The following is a 16,603-nucleotide window of genomic DNA, read 5'->3' on the forward strand; positions in this document are numbered from 1 at the left end:
ATCGAGCGGGTGAACCATGGAACTACGAATCAACCAGAAAACCTATCAGGTCGATGCCGACGCCGATACGCCCCTGCTGTGGGTGATCCGCGATGATCTGGGCATGACCGGCACCAAGTACGGCTGTGGATTGGCGCAGTGCGGCGCCTGCTCCGTGCTGGTGGACGGCAACGTGGTGCGCTCTTGCGTCACGCCAGTGGCCGGTGTGGTCGGCCGCGAGGTCACCACCATTGAGGCGATCGAGGCCGATGAAGTGGGCAAACGGGTGGTCTCGACCTGGGTTGATCTGCAGGTCGCCCAATGTGGCTACTGCCAGTCCGGGCAGGTGATGGCCGCCACGGCACTGCTCAAGCAGAACCCCAAACCAAGTGATGCGCAGATCGAGGCGGCGATGGTCAACTTGTGCCGCTGCGGCACGTACAACGCCATTCATGCCGCCGTGCATGAACTGGCCGGCAAGGGAGACGCCTGATGAACGTGCGTATCGATCCTGCTCAGGAAGCATCAGCACTGGCTCTGCACGAACCAATCAACGTGTCGCGCAGACGTTTCCTGGCCGGCACCGCTGTCGGCGCACTGGTGCTCGGTTTCGGCCTGCCGCTGGGCACGACTCGGGTGCAAGCCGCAGTGGCGGCCGCGACTGCCGAGCGCGGCACGCAGGTGCCGGCGTTTCTGGAAATTCGCCCGGACAACCGCGTGCGCCTGCTCTGCCCGTTCATGGAAGGCGGACAAGGTACGTTCACCGCGATGGCGCAGATCGTCGGTGAAGAACTGGATGCCGACCCGTCGACATTCCTGGTCGAAGCCGCGCCGCCCGGCGAAGCCTATGTGGTGATGGAGAACGGTATGCGCATCACCGGCGGCAGCATGTCGGTGCGCATGAGTTACCCGGTGATGCGCCGCCTCGGCGCCCTCGCCCGCGCCATGCTGCTGCAGGCCGGTGCGCAGAAACTTGGGGTGCCGGTCAGCGAACTGAGCACCGAACCCGGCAAAGTCGTGCACGCCAAGTCCGGGCGTTCGGTGGCCTACGGCGAACTGGCCGAGCACGCCATGGATCTGCCGGTTCCCGATCCGGCCTCGGTGCAGTTGCGTGATCCGAGCCAGTTCCGCTGGATCGGCAAACCGGTGAAGCGCGTCGATGCCTACGACAAGTCCACCGGCAAGGCGCTCTACAGCATCGACCTGAAGGTCGACGACATGCTCCACGCCGCCGTTCAGCATGCCCCGCGTTTGGGCATGACCGTGGGCAACCTGCGCAACGAAGAACAGGTCAAGGCGATGAAAGGCGTGCATTCCGTGCATCGTCTGCCGGGGGCCGTGGCGGTGGTCGCCGAGCGTTGGTGGCACGCCAAACGTGCAGTGGAAGCAATACAGGTCGACTGGCAAGAGCCAACGGCCGACAGCCAGGTACGCTCGATGCCTGCGGATTTTTCCAGCGACGCCTGGCTCAAGCGTCTGGCTGACGACAAAGGCCCGGCCAGGGATGATGAAAATGAGGGCGACGTGGCTGCAGTTCTGGCCAGCGCCAAGACCCGGATTGACGCTACTTACCACAACCAGTACCTGAACCACGGCCAGTTGGAGCCGCCGTCGGCGCTGGCCCGATTCAATCCCGACGGTTCGCTGGAAGTCTGGCTGCCGAATCAGGCGCCGGACATGTTCCGTGCCGACATCGCCAAACGCACCGGGCTGGATCCGTCGCGCATCACCTTGCATTCGCCATTGCTCGGGGGCTTCTTCGGTCGGCATTTCCTTTACGACGCCGCCAGTCCCTACCCGCAGGCGATCGAGTTATCGAAAGCGGTTGGCCGCCCGGTCAAACTGATCTGGAGCCGCGAGGAAGAGTTTCTGCGCGACGTGCTGCGTCCCGTAGCCGCCGTGAATTTCCGCGCCGCGCTGGACAACGACGGCTGGCCGCTGGCGATCGAAGCAATCAGCGCCACCGAAGGCCCGACCGAGGCGCTGGCCGGCAAACAGGGTGAAAAACTCGACCCGACGGCGCTTGAAGGCTTGTCGGGCAAGTCCTATGCGATCCCCAACAAGCGCATCGCGCAGATCTACGCCAAAGGCCCGGCGATGCTTGGTTATTGGCGTTCGGTGGGCAATTCGCTCAACGACTTCTTCTATGAATCGTTCCTTGACGAACTGGCTGACAAGGGCGGCAAGGACCCGTTCGAATTGCGCCTGCATCTGCTGCGCGACAACCAACGACTGACCACGCTGCTGCAAGCGGTGGGCGAGCTGTCGGGTGGCTGGAAGCGTGGGCCGTTCATCGCGACGGACGGCAGCAAACGTGCGCGAGGCGTGGCGATGGCTTCGCCGTTCGGTACCCAGACGGCGGTGATCGCCGAGGTCTCCATCGAGAGCGGTCAGGTCAAGGTGCACGACATCTGGCAGGCGATCGACCCCGGCAGCATCGTCAATCCGGCGATTGTCGAAGCGCAGGTCAATGGCGCGGTGGCGCTGGGCCTGTCGCAGACCCTGGTGGAGGAAGCCGTGTGGATTGATGGCAAACCGCGCGCGCGCAACTACGACTTGTATCCGATCCTGCCGCCTGCGCGGATGGCCCGGGTCCACGTGCGTGTTGTCGAGAGCGGGGAAAAAATGGGCGGCATCGGCGAACCACCGTTGCCCGCTGTCGCGCCCGCCGTCGCCAATGCGGTGGCAACGCTGACCGGGCAACGGGTGCGCAGCCTGCCCATGAGCCGACACACCTTCACTTGATCAGCGCCGGAGCGTCCATGAATAACAGCCGATTCGCAAGAACCGCTGGCTGGCTGGCAGTGCCGTGCCTGGTCGCGGCAGGCCTGCTGGCCTGGTATGTCACCCGCGAGCCTGTCTCGCGCCTTGAAAACAACCACACCGCCGTGGCCGATATCGACCCGGCGCTGGTCGCTCGTGGCGAATACGTCGCCCGACTCAGCGATTGCGTGGCATGCCACAGCGTGCCGGGCGGTGCGCCGTTCGCTGGCGGCCTGGAAATGGCCACACCACTGGGCGCGATCCACGCGACCAACATCACCCCGGAGCCGGAAACCGGCATCGGCCGCTACAGCCTCGCGGACTTTGACCGTGCGGTGCGCCACGGCGTGGCACCTGAAAGCCGTCGTCTGTACCCGGCGATGCCCTACCCGTCCTACGCCAAGCTCAGTGACGACGATGTGCGAGCGCTGTACGCGTTTTTCATGAAAGGCGTGGCACCGGTCAAGCAGGTGAATATCCCGAGTGCGATTCCTTTCCCGTTGAACCTGCGCTGGCCGATTGCGTTGTGGAACGGTGTGTTTGCCGATACCGAACCTTACGTGGCCAAACCGTCGCAGGATGACGTGTGGAATCGCGGCGCTTATCTCGTGCAAGGCGCCGGGCACTGCGGCAGTTGCCATACGCCGCGCGGTCTGGCGTTCAACGAGAAGGCTCTGGATGAATCCGCCACGCCGTACCTCGCCGGCGCCTTGCTTGATGGCTGGTACGCGCCAAGTCTGCGTGACGACCACAACACCGGTCTGGGCCGCTGGAGCGAACCGGAGATCGTGCAGTTCCTCAAGACCGGGCGTAACAAACATGCAGTGGTTTATGGCTCAATGACCGAGGCGTTCAACAACTCGACGCAGTTCATGAGCGATGACGATCTGACCGCGATCGCCCGCTATCTCAAGTCATTGCCGGGGGACCGTCAGCGCGACGGCCAGCCATGGCAGTACCAAACGGTTTCGGCGACGGAACGTCTGGACGCGCCCGGTGCTCATACCTACGTCACGCGCTGTGCTTCGTGCCACGGTTTGGACGGCAAGGGCCAGTCAGAATGGATGCCGCCGCTGGCCGGCGCCACGTCGGCACTGGCCAAGGAAAGTGCCTCGGCGATCAACATCACCCTCAACGGTTCGCAGCGGGTGGTGGCCGCCGGAGTACCGGACGCCTATCGCATGCCGGCATTCCGTGAACAGTTATCGGATCAAGAGATCGCCGAAGTGCTGAGCTTCATGCGCAGCACCTGGGGCAATCAGGGTGGTGCCGTTGAAGCGCAGGCGGTCAACAAACTGCGTGAACGCACGGATCCGGCCAGCAGCAGCCCGATCATCCTGCAAATGCGTTAGAGGAACGTTTGATGGAAAGCATCGACTTGCTGGTCCTGCGCACCGCGCGGGACTGGCTCGCCGCCGGCGAGCAAGTGTTGCTCGCCACGGTGGCGCGCACATGGGGCTCTTCGCCGCGCCCGACAGGGTCGATGATGGCCTTGCGTAACGACGGTCGCGTGGTGGGCAGCGTGTCCGGCGGCTGCATCGAGGACGACCTGATCCAGCGCTACACCACCGCGCATGGCGGCAGCGGCCTCAAGGACAGTGCGCCCGAGGTGGTGCGCTACGGCGTCAGTGCCGACGAAGCGCATCGTTTCGGTTTGCCCTGTGGCGGCACGCTTGAGCTGATTCTTGAGTTCAATCCCTCATGGCAGATGCTCGACGAACTGCTGGTGCAACTGGATGCCGGGCAACTGGTGCGCCGCTGCCTGGCACTGGACAGCGGTCGCGTCACGCTGGAAACCACGGCCACCCCGGAGCAATTCAGTTTCGACGGCCACCGGATGCTCAATACCCTCGGGCCGGGGTATCGGCTGCTGATGATCGGCGCCGGCGCGCTGGCCGAGTATCTAGCGACCATGGCGCTGTTCAACGGCTTCAAGGTCGCGGTGTGCGACCCGCGTGCGGAATACATCGAAACCTGGGCGGTGAACGGTGTGGAGCGGATCATTGGCATGCCGGATGACGTGGTGCGCGACTTCGCGGTCGATCTGCGCACCTGCATCGTCGCCTTGAGCCATGATCCGCGACTCGACGATCTGGCACTGCTCGAGGCCCTCCACAGCCCGGCGTTTTACATCGGCGCCATTGGTTCGCGGCGCAACAGCCAACTGCGCCGCGAACGTCTGATCGAGCATTTTGGTGAGACCCAGGCATCACTCGAACGGCTGCACGGGCCAATCGGTATCTACATTGGCAGCAAGACACCGGCGGAGATCGCCGTCAGCGTGATGGCCGAGATCCTGGCCGCGAAGAATGGCGCCAGCCTGCCGAAGGCGTTTTCGATTGCCAGAGCCAAGGCGCAACAGGGTCTGGCGCAATCGCATTGAGCCCCGTTGCTTGGCCCTGTGCCTATATCAGGCGACTTTGATCACCACTTTGCCAAACGCGCCCTTCGCCAGATGCTCGTACGCCTCGCGCGCGTTCTCGAACGGATACACCTGATCGATCACCGGGCGAATCTTGTGCTGGTTGAGGAAGACGTTCATCCGGTCGAAGGATGAGCGCGGTGCCACGGCGATACCGCGAATGGTGGTCTGGCGGAAAATCAGCGGCATCAGATTGAGTGCAACGGTCTGCCCGGTCAAAAAGCCGATCTGTGCAATGCGCCCGGAAGCCTTGGTCGCTGCAACCGACTGATTGATGCCGTTGCCACCGGCCACGTCGAGCAGCAGATCCACGCCTTTGCCGTCAGTCAGCCGCAACACTTCATCGGCCCAGTTCGGTGTCGTTCTGTAGTTCACGCCCGCGACCGCTCCCAGTTCCTTCACGGCTTGCAGATTGTGCTCGCTACTCGATGTGGCGATCACTTTGGCGCCCAGCGCCGTGGCGATCTGCACGGCAAAAATCGACATCCCGCCCGTGCCTTGTACCAGCACGGTCTGACCGGGCTGGATCTGTCCAAAGTCGACCAGTGAGTACCACGCCGTGAGCGCAGCAATCGGCAACGTCGCCGCCTCTTCGTCGCTCATGTTGTCCGGCGCGGCAACGGCGCTGTCTTCGTGGATGATCATGTATTCGGCCAATCCGCCGGGCAACGGCGAACCAAAGCAGTAGTCCGGTTCATTCGGCCCCGGCTCGCCATCCAGCCAGCGGGAATACAGATGCGAGTTGACCCGATCGCCGACCTTGAAGCGGCTGACGCCGTCACCCACCGCGACCACGGTGCCCGCTGCGTCGCTCACCGGAATCAACGGTTTGGGCACCATGTGCGGCTCGTAGATGCCGTCAACGATCGCCTTGTCGCGAAAATTGAGGGACACGGCGCCGACCTTTACCAGCAATTCGCCGGACTGTGGTTGCGGGGTCGCTGTCTCTTCCAGGTGCAGATTGTCGAGGCCGAACTCTTTCAGTAACCAGGCTTTCATTGCGAATCTCCAAAAACGGATCAATGGCTGCAAACCACCAAGGGTTTGCCTGGGCACATCTTTCGCTGTTGGGCTCGCGCAATAAATACGCAAAAAGGCACATGATTATTCTATCCTCAAGCAACAATTGAATTCCGTCAGGTCCCGATCATGGAATTGCTGCAATCGATGCGACTGTTCGCTCGGCTTGCCGAGCTCGGCAGCTTCACTAAAGCCGCCGAATCGCTGGACATCGGGCGCCCCCAGGTCACCCGTTACATCCAGGAGCTGGAAACATCCCTGGGTGTGCGTCTGTTTCAGCGCACCACCAGAAAAGTCGCGCTCACCACCGAAGGCCAACTGTTCTATGAGCGAGTGCAGGAAATTCTCGCGGATATCTCGGCCGCCACTTCGATGTTCGACCGCAGCGGAGCAACGCTCGAAGGCCGGCTTCGGGTCGATATCCCGACCGCGTTCGCGCAACTGGACTTCATCAAAAACCTGAAAACCTTCACCAGCGCCTTCCCCGGGATCGACATGGTGCTGGGCGTGACTGATCGGGCGGTCGACCTGATCGGTGAAGGCATCGACTGCGCGTTACGAATTGGCGAGTTACCGGACTCGACCTTGATCGCTCGCCCGATCGCCATGGCAACCATGGTCACGTGCGCAGCCCCCGAGTATCTGCAGGAACACGGCGAACCGCGGACACTCGACGATCTGAATGCCCATCGCGGGGTGAATTTTCTTTCCGGCCAAAACAACAGGACATTGCCCTGGCACTTCTCGGTCAAAGGCAAAGACCGCGCGTTCATCAGCAACGCCGGCATCACCGTCACCGAGTCGAATGCTTACGTGCAGTGCGGCGTAGCGGGCTTTGGAATCATTCAGGCGCCAGGCATCACCGTGGCCGAATATCTGGCCAGCGGCACCCTGGTGGAAATCCTCAGCGCCTATCGGCCCACGCCGCGCCCGGTATCACTGCTGTACCCCAGCCGCACGCACCTGGCTGCGCAAGTTCAGGTATTTGTCGAATGGCTGCAGCAGCACTTTGTGCAAATCTATCCTGATTGGCTGGAACAGTAGCGATCACGTCCGGTGGCGGGTGAATTGCTGTTCCGTCACCACGCTGCCCCACTGACTGCCCTGCTCTTCCATGGTCAATTCAAACCCGGCCGCTTCGTACAGTCGGCGCGCGGCGTCGAGGCCCTTGAAGGTCCAGAGCTGGATCGCATCAAAACCCTGCTGATCGCAAAACTCCACTGCCGCGCTCAGCAGTTGCCGGCCCACGCCACTGCCGCGGCAGCCGTCGTCGAGGATGAACCAGCGCAAATGCGCCTGATTGTTGCCCAGATCCTGGCCGTCGATTGCGATCGAGCCGACGATGCGCTCATCAAGCGTGGCTACCCAGATCTGGTTGCAGGGCTGATCGAGGCGCCCGACAAACTCCGCCGTTTCACGGGCGACGCGGCTTTCAAAGATCGCGCCGAAACCGGAATGCCGCGAATAATAATCCGCATGCATTTGCGCCACGCGGCCGATCAGCCCGGGGCGATAGCCGGCGCTGATGTGCAGGTTCGGCGTGAGTGGCCGGTCGGCGCCCAGACGGATGGTCTTGAGCGCATGCGCGTAGGTTGACAGGCCCTGCGCCACGCTCTGTTGTTGCGACGGATTGAGCGTGTCCAATGCCTTGCTGACCTGGGCCTGGCCATAGGCATGAATGTCGGCGACGGTCTGCCGGCCCTGCGCCGTCAGGTGCAGATGCTTGACCCGGGCGTCCTCGGCAGCACGCTCCTCGATCTCCCCGGCCTTGATCAGTTTGCCGACCATGCGGCTGACACTGGATTTTTCCAGGCCAAGGCTTTGCGCCAGTTGCGCAGCGCTGACGCCGTCCCCGGCCTCGATTTCCAGCAATGCGTGCACGCCGGAGGCTGAATAATCGGTCGCCGCCAAGGTGGCGCGCAGGAAACCGAACTCACGCACCATCGTGCGCGACGCTGTACGGATTTCTTCGATCAAGGCTGAAGGGATACTCATGACACATCACCGCTGAAATTTAGTTGTACCATACAACCATATTTCAATATGACGGCGCAAGAAGCCGACGACTCCGGGCGAGCGGTCGATTGTCGGCGTCGTCACAGCAGCAAACGTCAGACAAAAAAAGCCCCGCAACCGAATGAGGTGCGGGGCAAAGTATTGGTTGGTTGCGGCCAACCAAAGGAGCTCGGTTAAAACGGGTTGCGCAGCCGGGTCAGATGCAGTCCTGGGCGGCGCGTTCAAAACTGGAAGGCAGGAAGTTCGAAGCCAGCAAGTGGCGCTCGTAGATGAACACCTTGCCGCCGTTGCCGGCCTTGTAGGCTTCCAGCACGTTGTCTGCCGACACCTTGCTTGGCACCACGATCCGGTAGCTGCGCTGGGTCTGCGAAACGGTCGGGTTCAGCGCACTGCCCTGCAGCTTCGGCACCACGCAATCGGCGTATTGCGCCGGAGTCTTGTTGGTCTGCAAGGTCAGCGTCGGGTCGTTCGGTGCGGAGGCGCAACCGGCGAGCAGCAAGGAAGCAACGGCCAGGGTCGGGGCAAACAAAGCACGCATCGGGGTCATCCTGAAAATAAAGGTTCGGTTCATCTGGCAGCGATTCAGCGTCACGGCGCCGCCGCTGCCCTTTTGGTTTTGAGTGTTCAGCTGGAAGCCACCAGCGCCTTGAGCGAGGCATCGAACTGCTTCAAGGCATTGAGTTGCAGGTCACGTTGCTGCTCGATCTGCGCGGCAATCTCGTGCGCCGCTTTGTCGTGGACCCAGACCGCCGGGATCTGTTTCTCCACCGAGCCCTCGGCCTTGCCGATGTACTGCAGGTCGGCATCGTAGAAACGCGCGATAAAGTGCGCCTCGTACAGACTGTTCTGCTGGGTCAGCAAGCGGTTGAAGGTGTCCAGTTTCACCACGATGTCCGGATGCGCCAGAATCAGTGCATCGAGGTTGTCGTAAACGGTCACCGACATGAACTGGCGTTGCAGCGAGCTGAGCAACCAGTCGATCGCCAGTTCCGGGTCGGAGCTGCTGACAAAGGCGGCGCGGATTCGCGAATCCAGTGCATCCTTGGCCCCGTGCAGCGCCATGTCGTGGTAGCGCGTCAGGTATTGCAGGTTTTCCCGGGTGTTTTCGCTGTACAACACACCCACGGTCTGTGAATGCTGCAAAGTCGCGCTGCTGCCGGCGATTGGCTGAAGATGACACGCACAGGCGTCGTCGGCGTAAGACGGTGCCGTGGCTACCATGCCGCTCATCAGCAGAGCGGTCAGCGCCAGTCGGGTCAGTGTCTTCATCGCGCAATTTCCTTGAGCTGCGTTTTCAATGAGGGCAATTTTCCGCCTATTGCCAGCAAAGCTGAACTTGCGTTTCGTGATGGTCACTATTACTTCTAGCGATAGTTACCGACGATAAAGACGGGTACACACTCATCCACAATGAATAAAACAACAGTGAGGACGCCGATTTGAGAACCTTTGACCTGATCCGCGACGCGGTTTTGCAGGACTTTCGCGAGCGGGTGGCGGAATACCTGGTGCAGTACGAAAACGTGTTGCTGGACAAGGACATCACCGATGCGCAGCTCAAGCGCGATACCGCCAATCAGTTGCGTGGCTATTTGCGCGGGTTGAACACCACCCGGGTGCTGGGCATGGCGTACTGGGAAGAACTGGATCGGCGGGTCGTCGACACTTGGCTCACGCCTCACGAATGAGCGTGGACGCCGGTCGGTGATGATCGTATGCGGCGCCTGCCAAAACGGCCCCGAACGCTTACAATCGGCGGCCTTACCGACCTTCTGACAGGCTCCCCCGGAAATGCCGCTCGACCCACCAACGATGCTGACCATCTCGATCGCTCTCGCAGCCGCCGCCGCGCTGTATCTGGCGGTCGAGTGGCGCAGCATTCGTGAGCCTTCGCTGCTGTTCTGGAGCGCCGGTTTCGCCACCATCACCATCGGTTCCACCCTGGCCCTGCTGCGCAGCAACGGCTTTTTGCTGATCGGCATCTGGTTCGCCAACGGCTTGCTGGTGACCGCGCACTTCCTGTTTCTGCTGGGGGTGGCGCGCTTTACGCAGATCCGCCTGTCACCGGCCTGGTACCTGATCTTCGTCTGCTGGCTGGTGATGCTGTTGCTGCCGGACGGGCCGCTATGGTCGAAAGTCATGCTCGCCGCCAACTCGCTGCTGGTCGCTGCCTCGACGCTCAAGGCCAGCCTGCTGCTGCGCCCGCATGGCAAATCGCTGAGCGTCGGTGCGGTGCAATTGCGCTACGTGCTGCTCGGGCATGGGATTTTCTATGTGGCCAAGGCCCTGACCGTGGTGAGCCCCGGCACGCTGATCGACCTGGCTGCATTCCGTGGCGTAATCATCCAGATCTCGCTGGTCGAGGGGGCGATGGCGATCATGTTGATCGCACTGTCGATGACCGGCACCGAACGCTACCGGCGCGAGGAGCAGATCGCCCGACTGGCCGCCCGCGATCCACTGACCGCGCTCTACAACCGCCGCGCCCTAGACATGCGCGCGCCGGGCCTGCTGCGGGACGTGTCTGCGGCGCATCCCGGCGCCCTGCTATTGATCGATATCGACAACTTCAAATCGGTCAACGATCAGTACGGCCACAGCGCCGGCGACCGTTTGCTGGTGGCCCTGAGCGAAATGATCCGCGCCGAGACCGCCGATGAAGCGCTGGCCGCTCGCTTGGGCGGCGACGAGTTCGTGATTTTGCTGAGCAACGCGCCGAGTGATCACATCGTCAGACTGGGCGATGCCCTGCGCGATCAGTTTCAACGCAGCGCCGCCCAGGCATTCCCCACCGCCGAACCGGTGACGCTGAGTATCGGCGCCACCCTGTTCAACCAGCCTCCGGCCAGTCTTGCGGCATTGATCGAACAAGGCGACGCCGCGCTCTACGAATCCAAGCGCGGTGGGCGCAACCGCCTGCGCCTGACCGGGCTCACCACTTCAGGATGATCAGACCCATGACCCGTTCCGAAACGCCTCTGCAAGACCTCGCCGCCCCCGAAGGCGTCTGCTACGGCTGCGGCAGCCGCAACCCCCATGGCCTGCACGTCAAAAGCTACTGGCACGAGGACGGCGTGCACGTCATGGCCGAACACCTGCCGGAAGACAAATACTGCGGCTGGCCGGACCTGGTGTACGGAGGCCTGCTGGCAATGCTGGTCGACTGCCATTCCAACTGGACCGCGATGGCTTACCACTACCGCGCCGAACAGCGTGCACCGGGCAGCCTGCCGCGCATCGACTGCGTCACCGGCAACCTCGGCATCAAGTTCATCAAACCCACACCGATGGGCGTCACCCTTACCTTGCGCGCCAGGGTCGAAGGCGACGTCGGGCGCAAGACGCGGGTGATTTGCGAGGTGTATGCCGGGGAGGTGCTGACGGCGGTGGGCGATTCGGTGTTCGTGCGGGTTGATACCGGGCAACTGGCGGACGCGGCGCACGGGCGCTGACTCCTACAGGGCATGGTGCTCGAATTAACCCGGGCGCTGGCCCGAAAGACTGCATAACCGATTTGCGACCCACAGCAGCGATGGCAGACAGACGTCTAAACGCCTCGGCAATCGTAAGATTCACTTACATGTTTTTCCGCTTGTGGTGCACATTGCCAACCCCTTATAAGAGCGGCTCTCACTCGCGAATTGAAGGATGCACCCATGAGCAATGCCTGGAACGAAGGGTATTTCACCGACGAGGGTTACACCTATTCGTACAGCCGGGAAATCAACCCGGTGTTCCAGCGTTTTTGTTTGTTGTTGCGCGGTTTTGCCACCCTGGAAGGCAGCGGCGGTTACCACTGCGAGCTGGGCTTTGGCCAGGGTGTCTCGATCAACATCCACGCCGCCGCCAACCCGGGCAACTATGTCGGCACCGACTTCACGCCATCTCAGGCCGCGCATGCCATCGCACTGGCGAACGACTGGAACAGCCAGGCCCGTCTGTATGACGACAGCTTCGAGCAACTGCTGGCCCGCGATGATCTGCCGGCGTTCGACAGCATCAGCCTGCATGGCATCTGGTCCTGGGTCAGCCGCGACAATCAGCAACTGATCGTCGAGTTCGCCCGCCGCCATCTCAAACCCGGCGGCATGTTGTACGTCAGCTACAACTGCTTCCCGGGCTGGTCGCCTTCGGCGCCACTGCGCAATCTGTTCAGCCTGCACAATCGCTTTGCCAGCCAGACCTCGACCAGCCCGGCCAAACGCATCAATGCCGCGATGGAGTTTTCCGAAACGCTGCTGGCGGCCAATCCGAAGTACGCCAGAGCGGCGCCGGCCCTCGGTGCCCAGTTGCAGAGCATCAAGGGCCAGAACCGTCAGTACGTGGCCCATGAGTATTTCAATCGCAACTGGGACTGCATGTATTTCATCGACGTGGTCGATGCCATGACCGCAGCCAAACTCGACTACGCCACTACGGCCGTACCGCTGGACACCGTGGCTGCGCTGAATCTGAGTGCAGAAGGCATGGACTTTCTGCAAGGTATCGAGCACCCGATCATGCGCGAACAGGCGCGCGACTACTTTATCAATCAGAACTTCCGCCGGGATCTGTACGTACGTGGCGCCAATCGGCTGTCTGCCGCCGAGCAGCGCGATGGGCTGCTGAGAACGCGTTTTGTCCTGCTGCAAGCGATTGAGAGCATTCCCGGCACGGTCACTGGTCCCGCCGGCGAGGCTGCGCTGCAAACAGAGATTTACAGCCCGGTGCTCGAAGCGCTCGCTGCCAGTGCCTACGCACCGAAAACCCTGCAGCAGTTGTCGATGGCCGTCGGCTCCGTGTCTTACGACGACTTGGTGCAGGCTGTCACCGTGCTGATCGGCATGGGCGTCGCCGCGCCGTGCCAGAGCGAAGCCGCCGAAAGGCAGGTGCAGGAACATTGCGACACTCTCAACCTGCAACTGTGCAAACGCGCGCTGTTCAACAACAACATTCAGGTGCTGGCCAGTCCGGTCACCGGCGGTGGCGTACCGATCAGCCGCGTGCAGCAGTTGTTCCTGATTTCGATCAAGCAAGGCATGACCGACCCGCAAGACTGGGCGCAGTTGGCGTGGGCCGTCATCGGTGATCAGGGCGAAGTGCTGCACAAGGGTGACCAGCCGCTGCTCACGGCCGAAGAAAACCTTGCCGAGATGACCGAACAGGCCCGGGCATTTGCCCAGACACCGCTGGACATTCTCATGGCGCTGAAGATTGCTTGATCCAGATATACGCCGGACGACTGACCGCGATAGAACGCGGCCAGTCGTCTGCGTGTATGGCCCTGACTGCCGCCTCCTGAGCAATCCTGCCCCCGCCTGCCACGCAGCGCCCCGTTAAAAAAGCAAAATTGCCATGTGTTTCCGTCGTTCCTTCTTGCGTCGCACTGTTCATTGCCCGTTCCTGTCTGCCTGGAGTTTCTTCGATGCCGTCGCCCAAATCCCTGCCCTCTGCCCTGCTGGGCCTGGCCCTCGCCTGCCCGGTCATGGCCGAGGAACCCCAAAGCATGGAGTTGGAACAGGTGCTGATTTCGGCTGAAGAACAAAGCGGCGTCGACGCCTCTGTGGCCGAGGCCCAATCGCGTCTGGCGCAGGTGCCAGGCGGCAGCAACGTGGTTGACCTGCGCCAGCCGTTGCAGGGCCGGGTGGCGAGCAATCAGGATGTGCTGGCGTATCAGCCTGGGGTCTACGCGCAATCGGCGGGTAATGAAGGGGTGAAAATCTCGATCCGTGGTTCGGGGATCAACCGCGCACCGGGCGCGCACGCTTCGGGGTTGTACACGATGCTCGACGGCCTGCCGCTGACCGGCCCCGGCGGCACGCCCTACGAATTGCTCGAACCGCTGTGGCTCGACCATGTGGAGGTGCTGCGCGGCGCCAACGGTTTTGATCGGGGCGCACTGGCGCTGGGTGGCGCCATCGATTACGTCAGCCACACCGGCTATGACGCGCCGAAATTGCAGGTGCGCTATGCCACCGGCAGCCATGGTTATCAGCAGCGTCAGGTGAGTTCCGGGCAGGTGCTGGGCGACTTCGACTACTACGTGTCGCTGACCGACTCGAACGCCGATGGGTATCAGGATCACACCGCCAGCGAGAGCAAAGGCGTGATCGCCAACTTCGGTTATCGCTTCAATCCGAACCTGGAAACCCGCTTCTATTTCCGCTATCGCGAGACCGACAACGACCTCGCCGGCCGCGTGACCAAACACTCGATCGAGCACACTCCACGGGCGGCCAACCCGGCCTACGTGGCGCGCGACGACAGCCGCAAACAACCGGGCAGCACCTTCATCGGCAACAAGACCACCTACTACATCGACGACGATTCGAGCATTCAGACCGGGCTGGTCTATCACGACTACCCGATGGACCTGCGCGAAGGCCCGAACCGTCTGAAGGTGGCCTACACCGACGTCAGCGGCACGTTCGATTACAAGCGCCGCGACACCCTGTTCGGCATGGAAAGCCGCAGCACTGTGGGCCTGCGCACCACCAAACACCTGCCCAACGACGGCGCCAGTGAGTTCGTGCGCATCCCGTCCGGCAACACCGCCGCGTATGTCCCGGGCATCCGCATGCGCAACTTCACCTATCAGGGTTCGGACACCGTTCTGCACGTGGGCAACGACCTGGAAATCGCCGACGACCTGTGGCTGACCACCGGCCTCGCCGCCATTTACACCCGCCGCGAAAGCGCCGTCACCTACCCGCAAAGCGGCGGCAAGACCAGCATGAACGACTGGGATTACGCGCCACGACTGGGTCTGCGTTATCAGGTCACGCCGGACCTGCAACTGTTCGGCAACCTCAGCCGTTCGGTCGAAGCACCGCACCCGTGGTCGCTGATCTACAGCTCGAACATCCGCTTCCCGGCCGGCAACGGTGCGGCGACCGGCACCCAGAGCGACCCGATCAAACTGCAGAACCAGACCGCAACCACCTTCGAACTCGGCGGTCGCGGCGACAGCACCCTCGGCCAGTGGAGCCTGGCGTGGTACTACGCGCAGGTGCGCCACGAATTGCTGTCGGTACTGCCGGATGCCAACGCCGTCACCCCGTACGAACTCAACGCCAGCCCCACCGTGCACCAAGGCGTGGAAGCCAGTCTGCAGAGCACGCTGTGGTCAGCCGCCGACGGACGTAAATTGAGCCTGCGCCAGGCCTACACCTTCAGCGATTTCCACTACCGCGACGACCAGCGTTTCGGCGACAACCGCCTGCCCGGCCTGCCGATGCACTATTACCAGGGCGAACTGCGCCACGACTGGCCGCAGGGTTTCTTCGCGGCGGTCAACACGCAGCTGGTGTCCAAAGTCGCGGTGGATTACGCCAACAGCTACTACGCCGATCCCTACGCACTGTTCGGCGCCACCGTCGGCTACAACGCGCCGAAAAACGACTGGCAAACCTGGCTCGACCTGCGCAACCTGACCAATAAGCACTACGCCGCGACGGTGACGCCGGGGTATGACGACAAAGGCCTGGATGCGGCGCGGTCTACGCCGGGTGAAGGGCTGGGGGTTTATGTCGGGGTATCGTGGAGTTTGCTCTGACGGCATGCTCTGACCAGACAAACGCAGCGGGTCAAAACGGCCCCTGCGTCATCACCCGCGTCTCGATGATGCTGCGCAGGGCAACGACGCGCTTCTGATACAGGTCAGTCAGACACCCGACCTTCGCGCCACAGGCCTTGCGGTTTTTCAGGAAGGCTTGCTGCTCACCGATCAAAGCATCGCGTCCGCCCATCGGCAGCAGGCGTTTGTCGAGGCTGAACAGCTCGCCCATGGTGACGTCCAGATCGTTCAGCGTGCGGTTGGCGCAGACCGCTTTTTCGTCTGCGGCTTTGGCCTTGGCGCAGTCGAAACTGGCGGCGTGTGCCGAATTGGCAGCGATCAGCAGCGCACAGCCGAGGGCGGCAGCGGTCACCCGTGAAATTTCTCGAACTCGTGTCATGTCGTCGTATCCAACGTTGTAAGTCAATGGAGGTATGAGAAATGAAAAGCACCGACGACAGCAAGCCTGCAACCCCGCATAACGCACCATCGCTCGATTCCTCGGGCAAACCGGTGGATGTGGTGCGCCGCGATCTGCAGGACCGCGACGACGACACCCGCACCGTGGATGAGGTGATTACACCCACGTCCATTCGTGAAAAGGAACAGGATGCCGAGGAGCTCAAGCGTAAGACCGATGAAATCAAGCGCAAAGTCGCCGACGGCAACTGACGCAACACTCCCCGTCCTTGAAGTAGAAATTTTCATTGTCTGTCCCGGGTTTTCCTGCCCGGGACAACCCTCCCCTTGCCCTGCAAGCCGCGGTTTTACTGGCTTCATCCCTTCTGCTTCAGCAATTTGTATTCACATCCCAGCTTAATAATATTTTACCGATACCCCCCTCCTGCCTAGTCTGACCGCAAGCAAAA

General features: G+C 62.0%; 16 protein-coding genes. 11 read left to right on the top strand and 5 right to left on the bottom strand.

Features of this window, described 5'->3' with window-relative positions:
• The first annotated feature begins 16 nt into the window (after nt 1-16).
• The 4 genes from HDC30_RS02395 to HDC30_RS02410 are packed head-to-tail and all read left to right on the top strand — an operon-like array spanning nt 17 to nt 5,125.
• The gene (locus tag HDC30_RS02395) at nt 17-472 is read left to right on the top strand and encodes a (2Fe-2S)-binding protein (RefSeq protein WP_011333895.1); all 456 of its coding nucleotides are present in this window, start codon (nt 17-19) and stop codon (nt 470-472) included.
• Nucleotides 472-2,724, top strand: a complete 2,253-nt coding sequence (locus tag HDC30_RS02400; RefSeq protein ID WP_183780474.1) for a xanthine dehydrogenase family protein molybdopterin-binding subunit — start codon at nt 472-474, stop codon at nt 2,722-2,724. The genes HDC30_RS02395 and HDC30_RS02400 overlap by 1 nt, the downstream gene beginning before the upstream one ends.
• A 17-nt stretch (nt 2,725-2,741) precedes the next feature.
• The gene (locus HDC30_RS02405; RefSeq protein WP_183780478.1) at nt 2,742-4,094 is read left to right on the top strand and encodes a cytochrome c; all 1,353 of its coding nucleotides are present in this window, start codon (nt 2,742-2,744) and stop codon (nt 4,092-4,094) included.
• Nucleotides 4,095-4,105: 11 nt separating this feature from the next.
• Entirely contained in the window at nt 4,106-5,125 is a 1,020-nt protein-coding gene (locus HDC30_RS02410; RefSeq protein WP_096796419.1) for an XdhC family protein, read from the top strand.
• A gap of 27 nt (nt 5,126-5,152) precedes the next feature.
• On the opposite strand, the gene HDC30_RS02415 is transcribed toward HDC30_RS02410, so the two are convergent.
• Complete coding sequence (locus HDC30_RS02415) at nt 5,153-6,163, bottom strand: NAD(P)-dependent alcohol dehydrogenase (RefSeq protein ID WP_183780481.1); 1,011 nt, start codon at nt 6,161-6,163, stop codon at nt 5,153-5,155.
• Between the two features lie 168 nt (nt 6,164-6,331).
• Here HDC30_RS02415 and HDC30_RS02420 point away from each other — a divergent pair, with 168 nt between their 5' ends.
• Nucleotides 6,332-7,228, top strand: coding sequence for a LysR family transcriptional regulator (locus HDC30_RS02420; RefSeq protein ID WP_177408971.1), 897 nt, complete (start codon nt 6,332-6,334; stop codon nt 7,226-7,228).
• A 3-nt stretch (nt 7,229-7,231) separates the two neighbouring features.
• Here the strand turns inward: HDC30_RS02420 and HDC30_RS02425 are convergent, their stop codons facing one another.
• From HDC30_RS02425 to HDC30_RS02435, 3 genes are all read right to left on the bottom strand, one after another.
• Nucleotides 7,232-8,179: a helix-turn-helix domain-containing GNAT family N-acetyltransferase gene (locus tag HDC30_RS02425; protein WP_183780484.1), complete on the bottom strand. Its 948-nt coding sequence runs from the start codon at nt 8,177-8,179 to the stop codon at nt 7,232-7,234.
• A 217-nt stretch (nt 8,180-8,396) separates the two neighbouring features.
• Nucleotides 8,397-8,738, bottom strand: a complete 342-nt coding sequence (locus HDC30_RS02430; protein ID WP_095136448.1) for a hypothetical protein — start codon at nt 8,736-8,738, stop codon at nt 8,397-8,399.
• An 86-nt stretch (nt 8,739-8,824) separates the two neighbouring features.
• Nucleotides 8,825-9,469, bottom strand: coding sequence for a hypothetical protein (locus tag HDC30_RS02435; protein ID WP_007960530.1), 645 nt, complete (start codon nt 9,467-9,469; stop codon nt 8,825-8,827).
• A 170-nt stretch (nt 9,470-9,639) separates the two neighbouring features.
• On the opposite strand from HDC30_RS02435, the gene HDC30_RS02440 reads away from it, so the two are divergent.
• The 5 genes from HDC30_RS02440 (at nt 9,640) to HDC30_RS02460 (ending at nt 15,734) form a co-directional block, all read left to right on the top strand.
• Complete coding sequence (locus HDC30_RS02440) at nt 9,640-9,888, top strand: hypothetical protein (protein WP_047598324.1); 249 nt, start codon at nt 9,640-9,642, stop codon at nt 9,886-9,888.
• Nucleotides 9,889-9,991: 103 nt separating this feature from the next.
• Nucleotides 9,992-11,149: a GGDEF domain-containing protein gene (locus HDC30_RS02445; protein WP_183780487.1), complete on the top strand. Its 1,158-nt coding sequence runs from the start codon at nt 9,992-9,994 to the stop codon at nt 11,147-11,149.
• An 8-nt stretch (nt 11,150-11,157) separates the two neighbouring features.
• Entirely contained in the window at nt 11,158-11,652 is a 495-nt protein-coding gene (locus tag HDC30_RS02450) for a PaaI family thioesterase (protein WP_183780489.1), read from the top strand.
• 204 nt (nt 11,653-11,856) lie between these two features.
• Complete coding sequence (locus HDC30_RS02455) at nt 11,857-13,401, top strand: class I SAM-dependent methyltransferase (RefSeq protein WP_183780492.1); 1,545 nt, start codon at nt 11,857-11,859, stop codon at nt 13,399-13,401.
• Nucleotides 13,402-13,604: 203 nt separating this feature from the next.
• Nucleotides 13,605-15,734, top strand: coding sequence for a TonB-dependent receptor domain-containing protein (locus HDC30_RS02460; RefSeq protein ID WP_183780495.1), 2,130 nt, complete (start codon nt 13,605-13,607; stop codon nt 15,732-15,734).
• Nucleotides 15,735-15,765: 31 nt separating this feature from the next.
• Here the strand turns inward: HDC30_RS02460 and HDC30_RS02465 are convergent, their stop codons facing one another.
• A complete protein-coding gene (locus HDC30_RS02465) occupies nt 15,766-16,134 on the bottom strand; it encodes a lysozyme inhibitor LprI family protein (RefSeq protein ID WP_183780497.1) in 369 nt (122 codons plus the stop codon).
• 41 nt (nt 16,135-16,175) lie between these two features.
• On the opposite strand from HDC30_RS02465, the gene HDC30_RS02470 reads away from it, so the two are divergent.
• Nucleotides 16,176-16,406, top strand: coding sequence for a hypothetical protein (locus HDC30_RS02470; RefSeq protein WP_183780499.1), 231 nt, complete (start codon nt 16,176-16,178; stop codon nt 16,404-16,406).
• Nucleotides 16,407-16,603: the final 197 nt, after the last annotated feature.

Source organism: Pseudomonas sp. JAI115 (genome assembly GCF_014200835.1).
Taxonomy (GTDB): Bacteria; Pseudomonadota; Gammaproteobacteria; order Pseudomonadales; family Pseudomonadaceae; genus Aquipseudomonas; species Aquipseudomonas putida_A.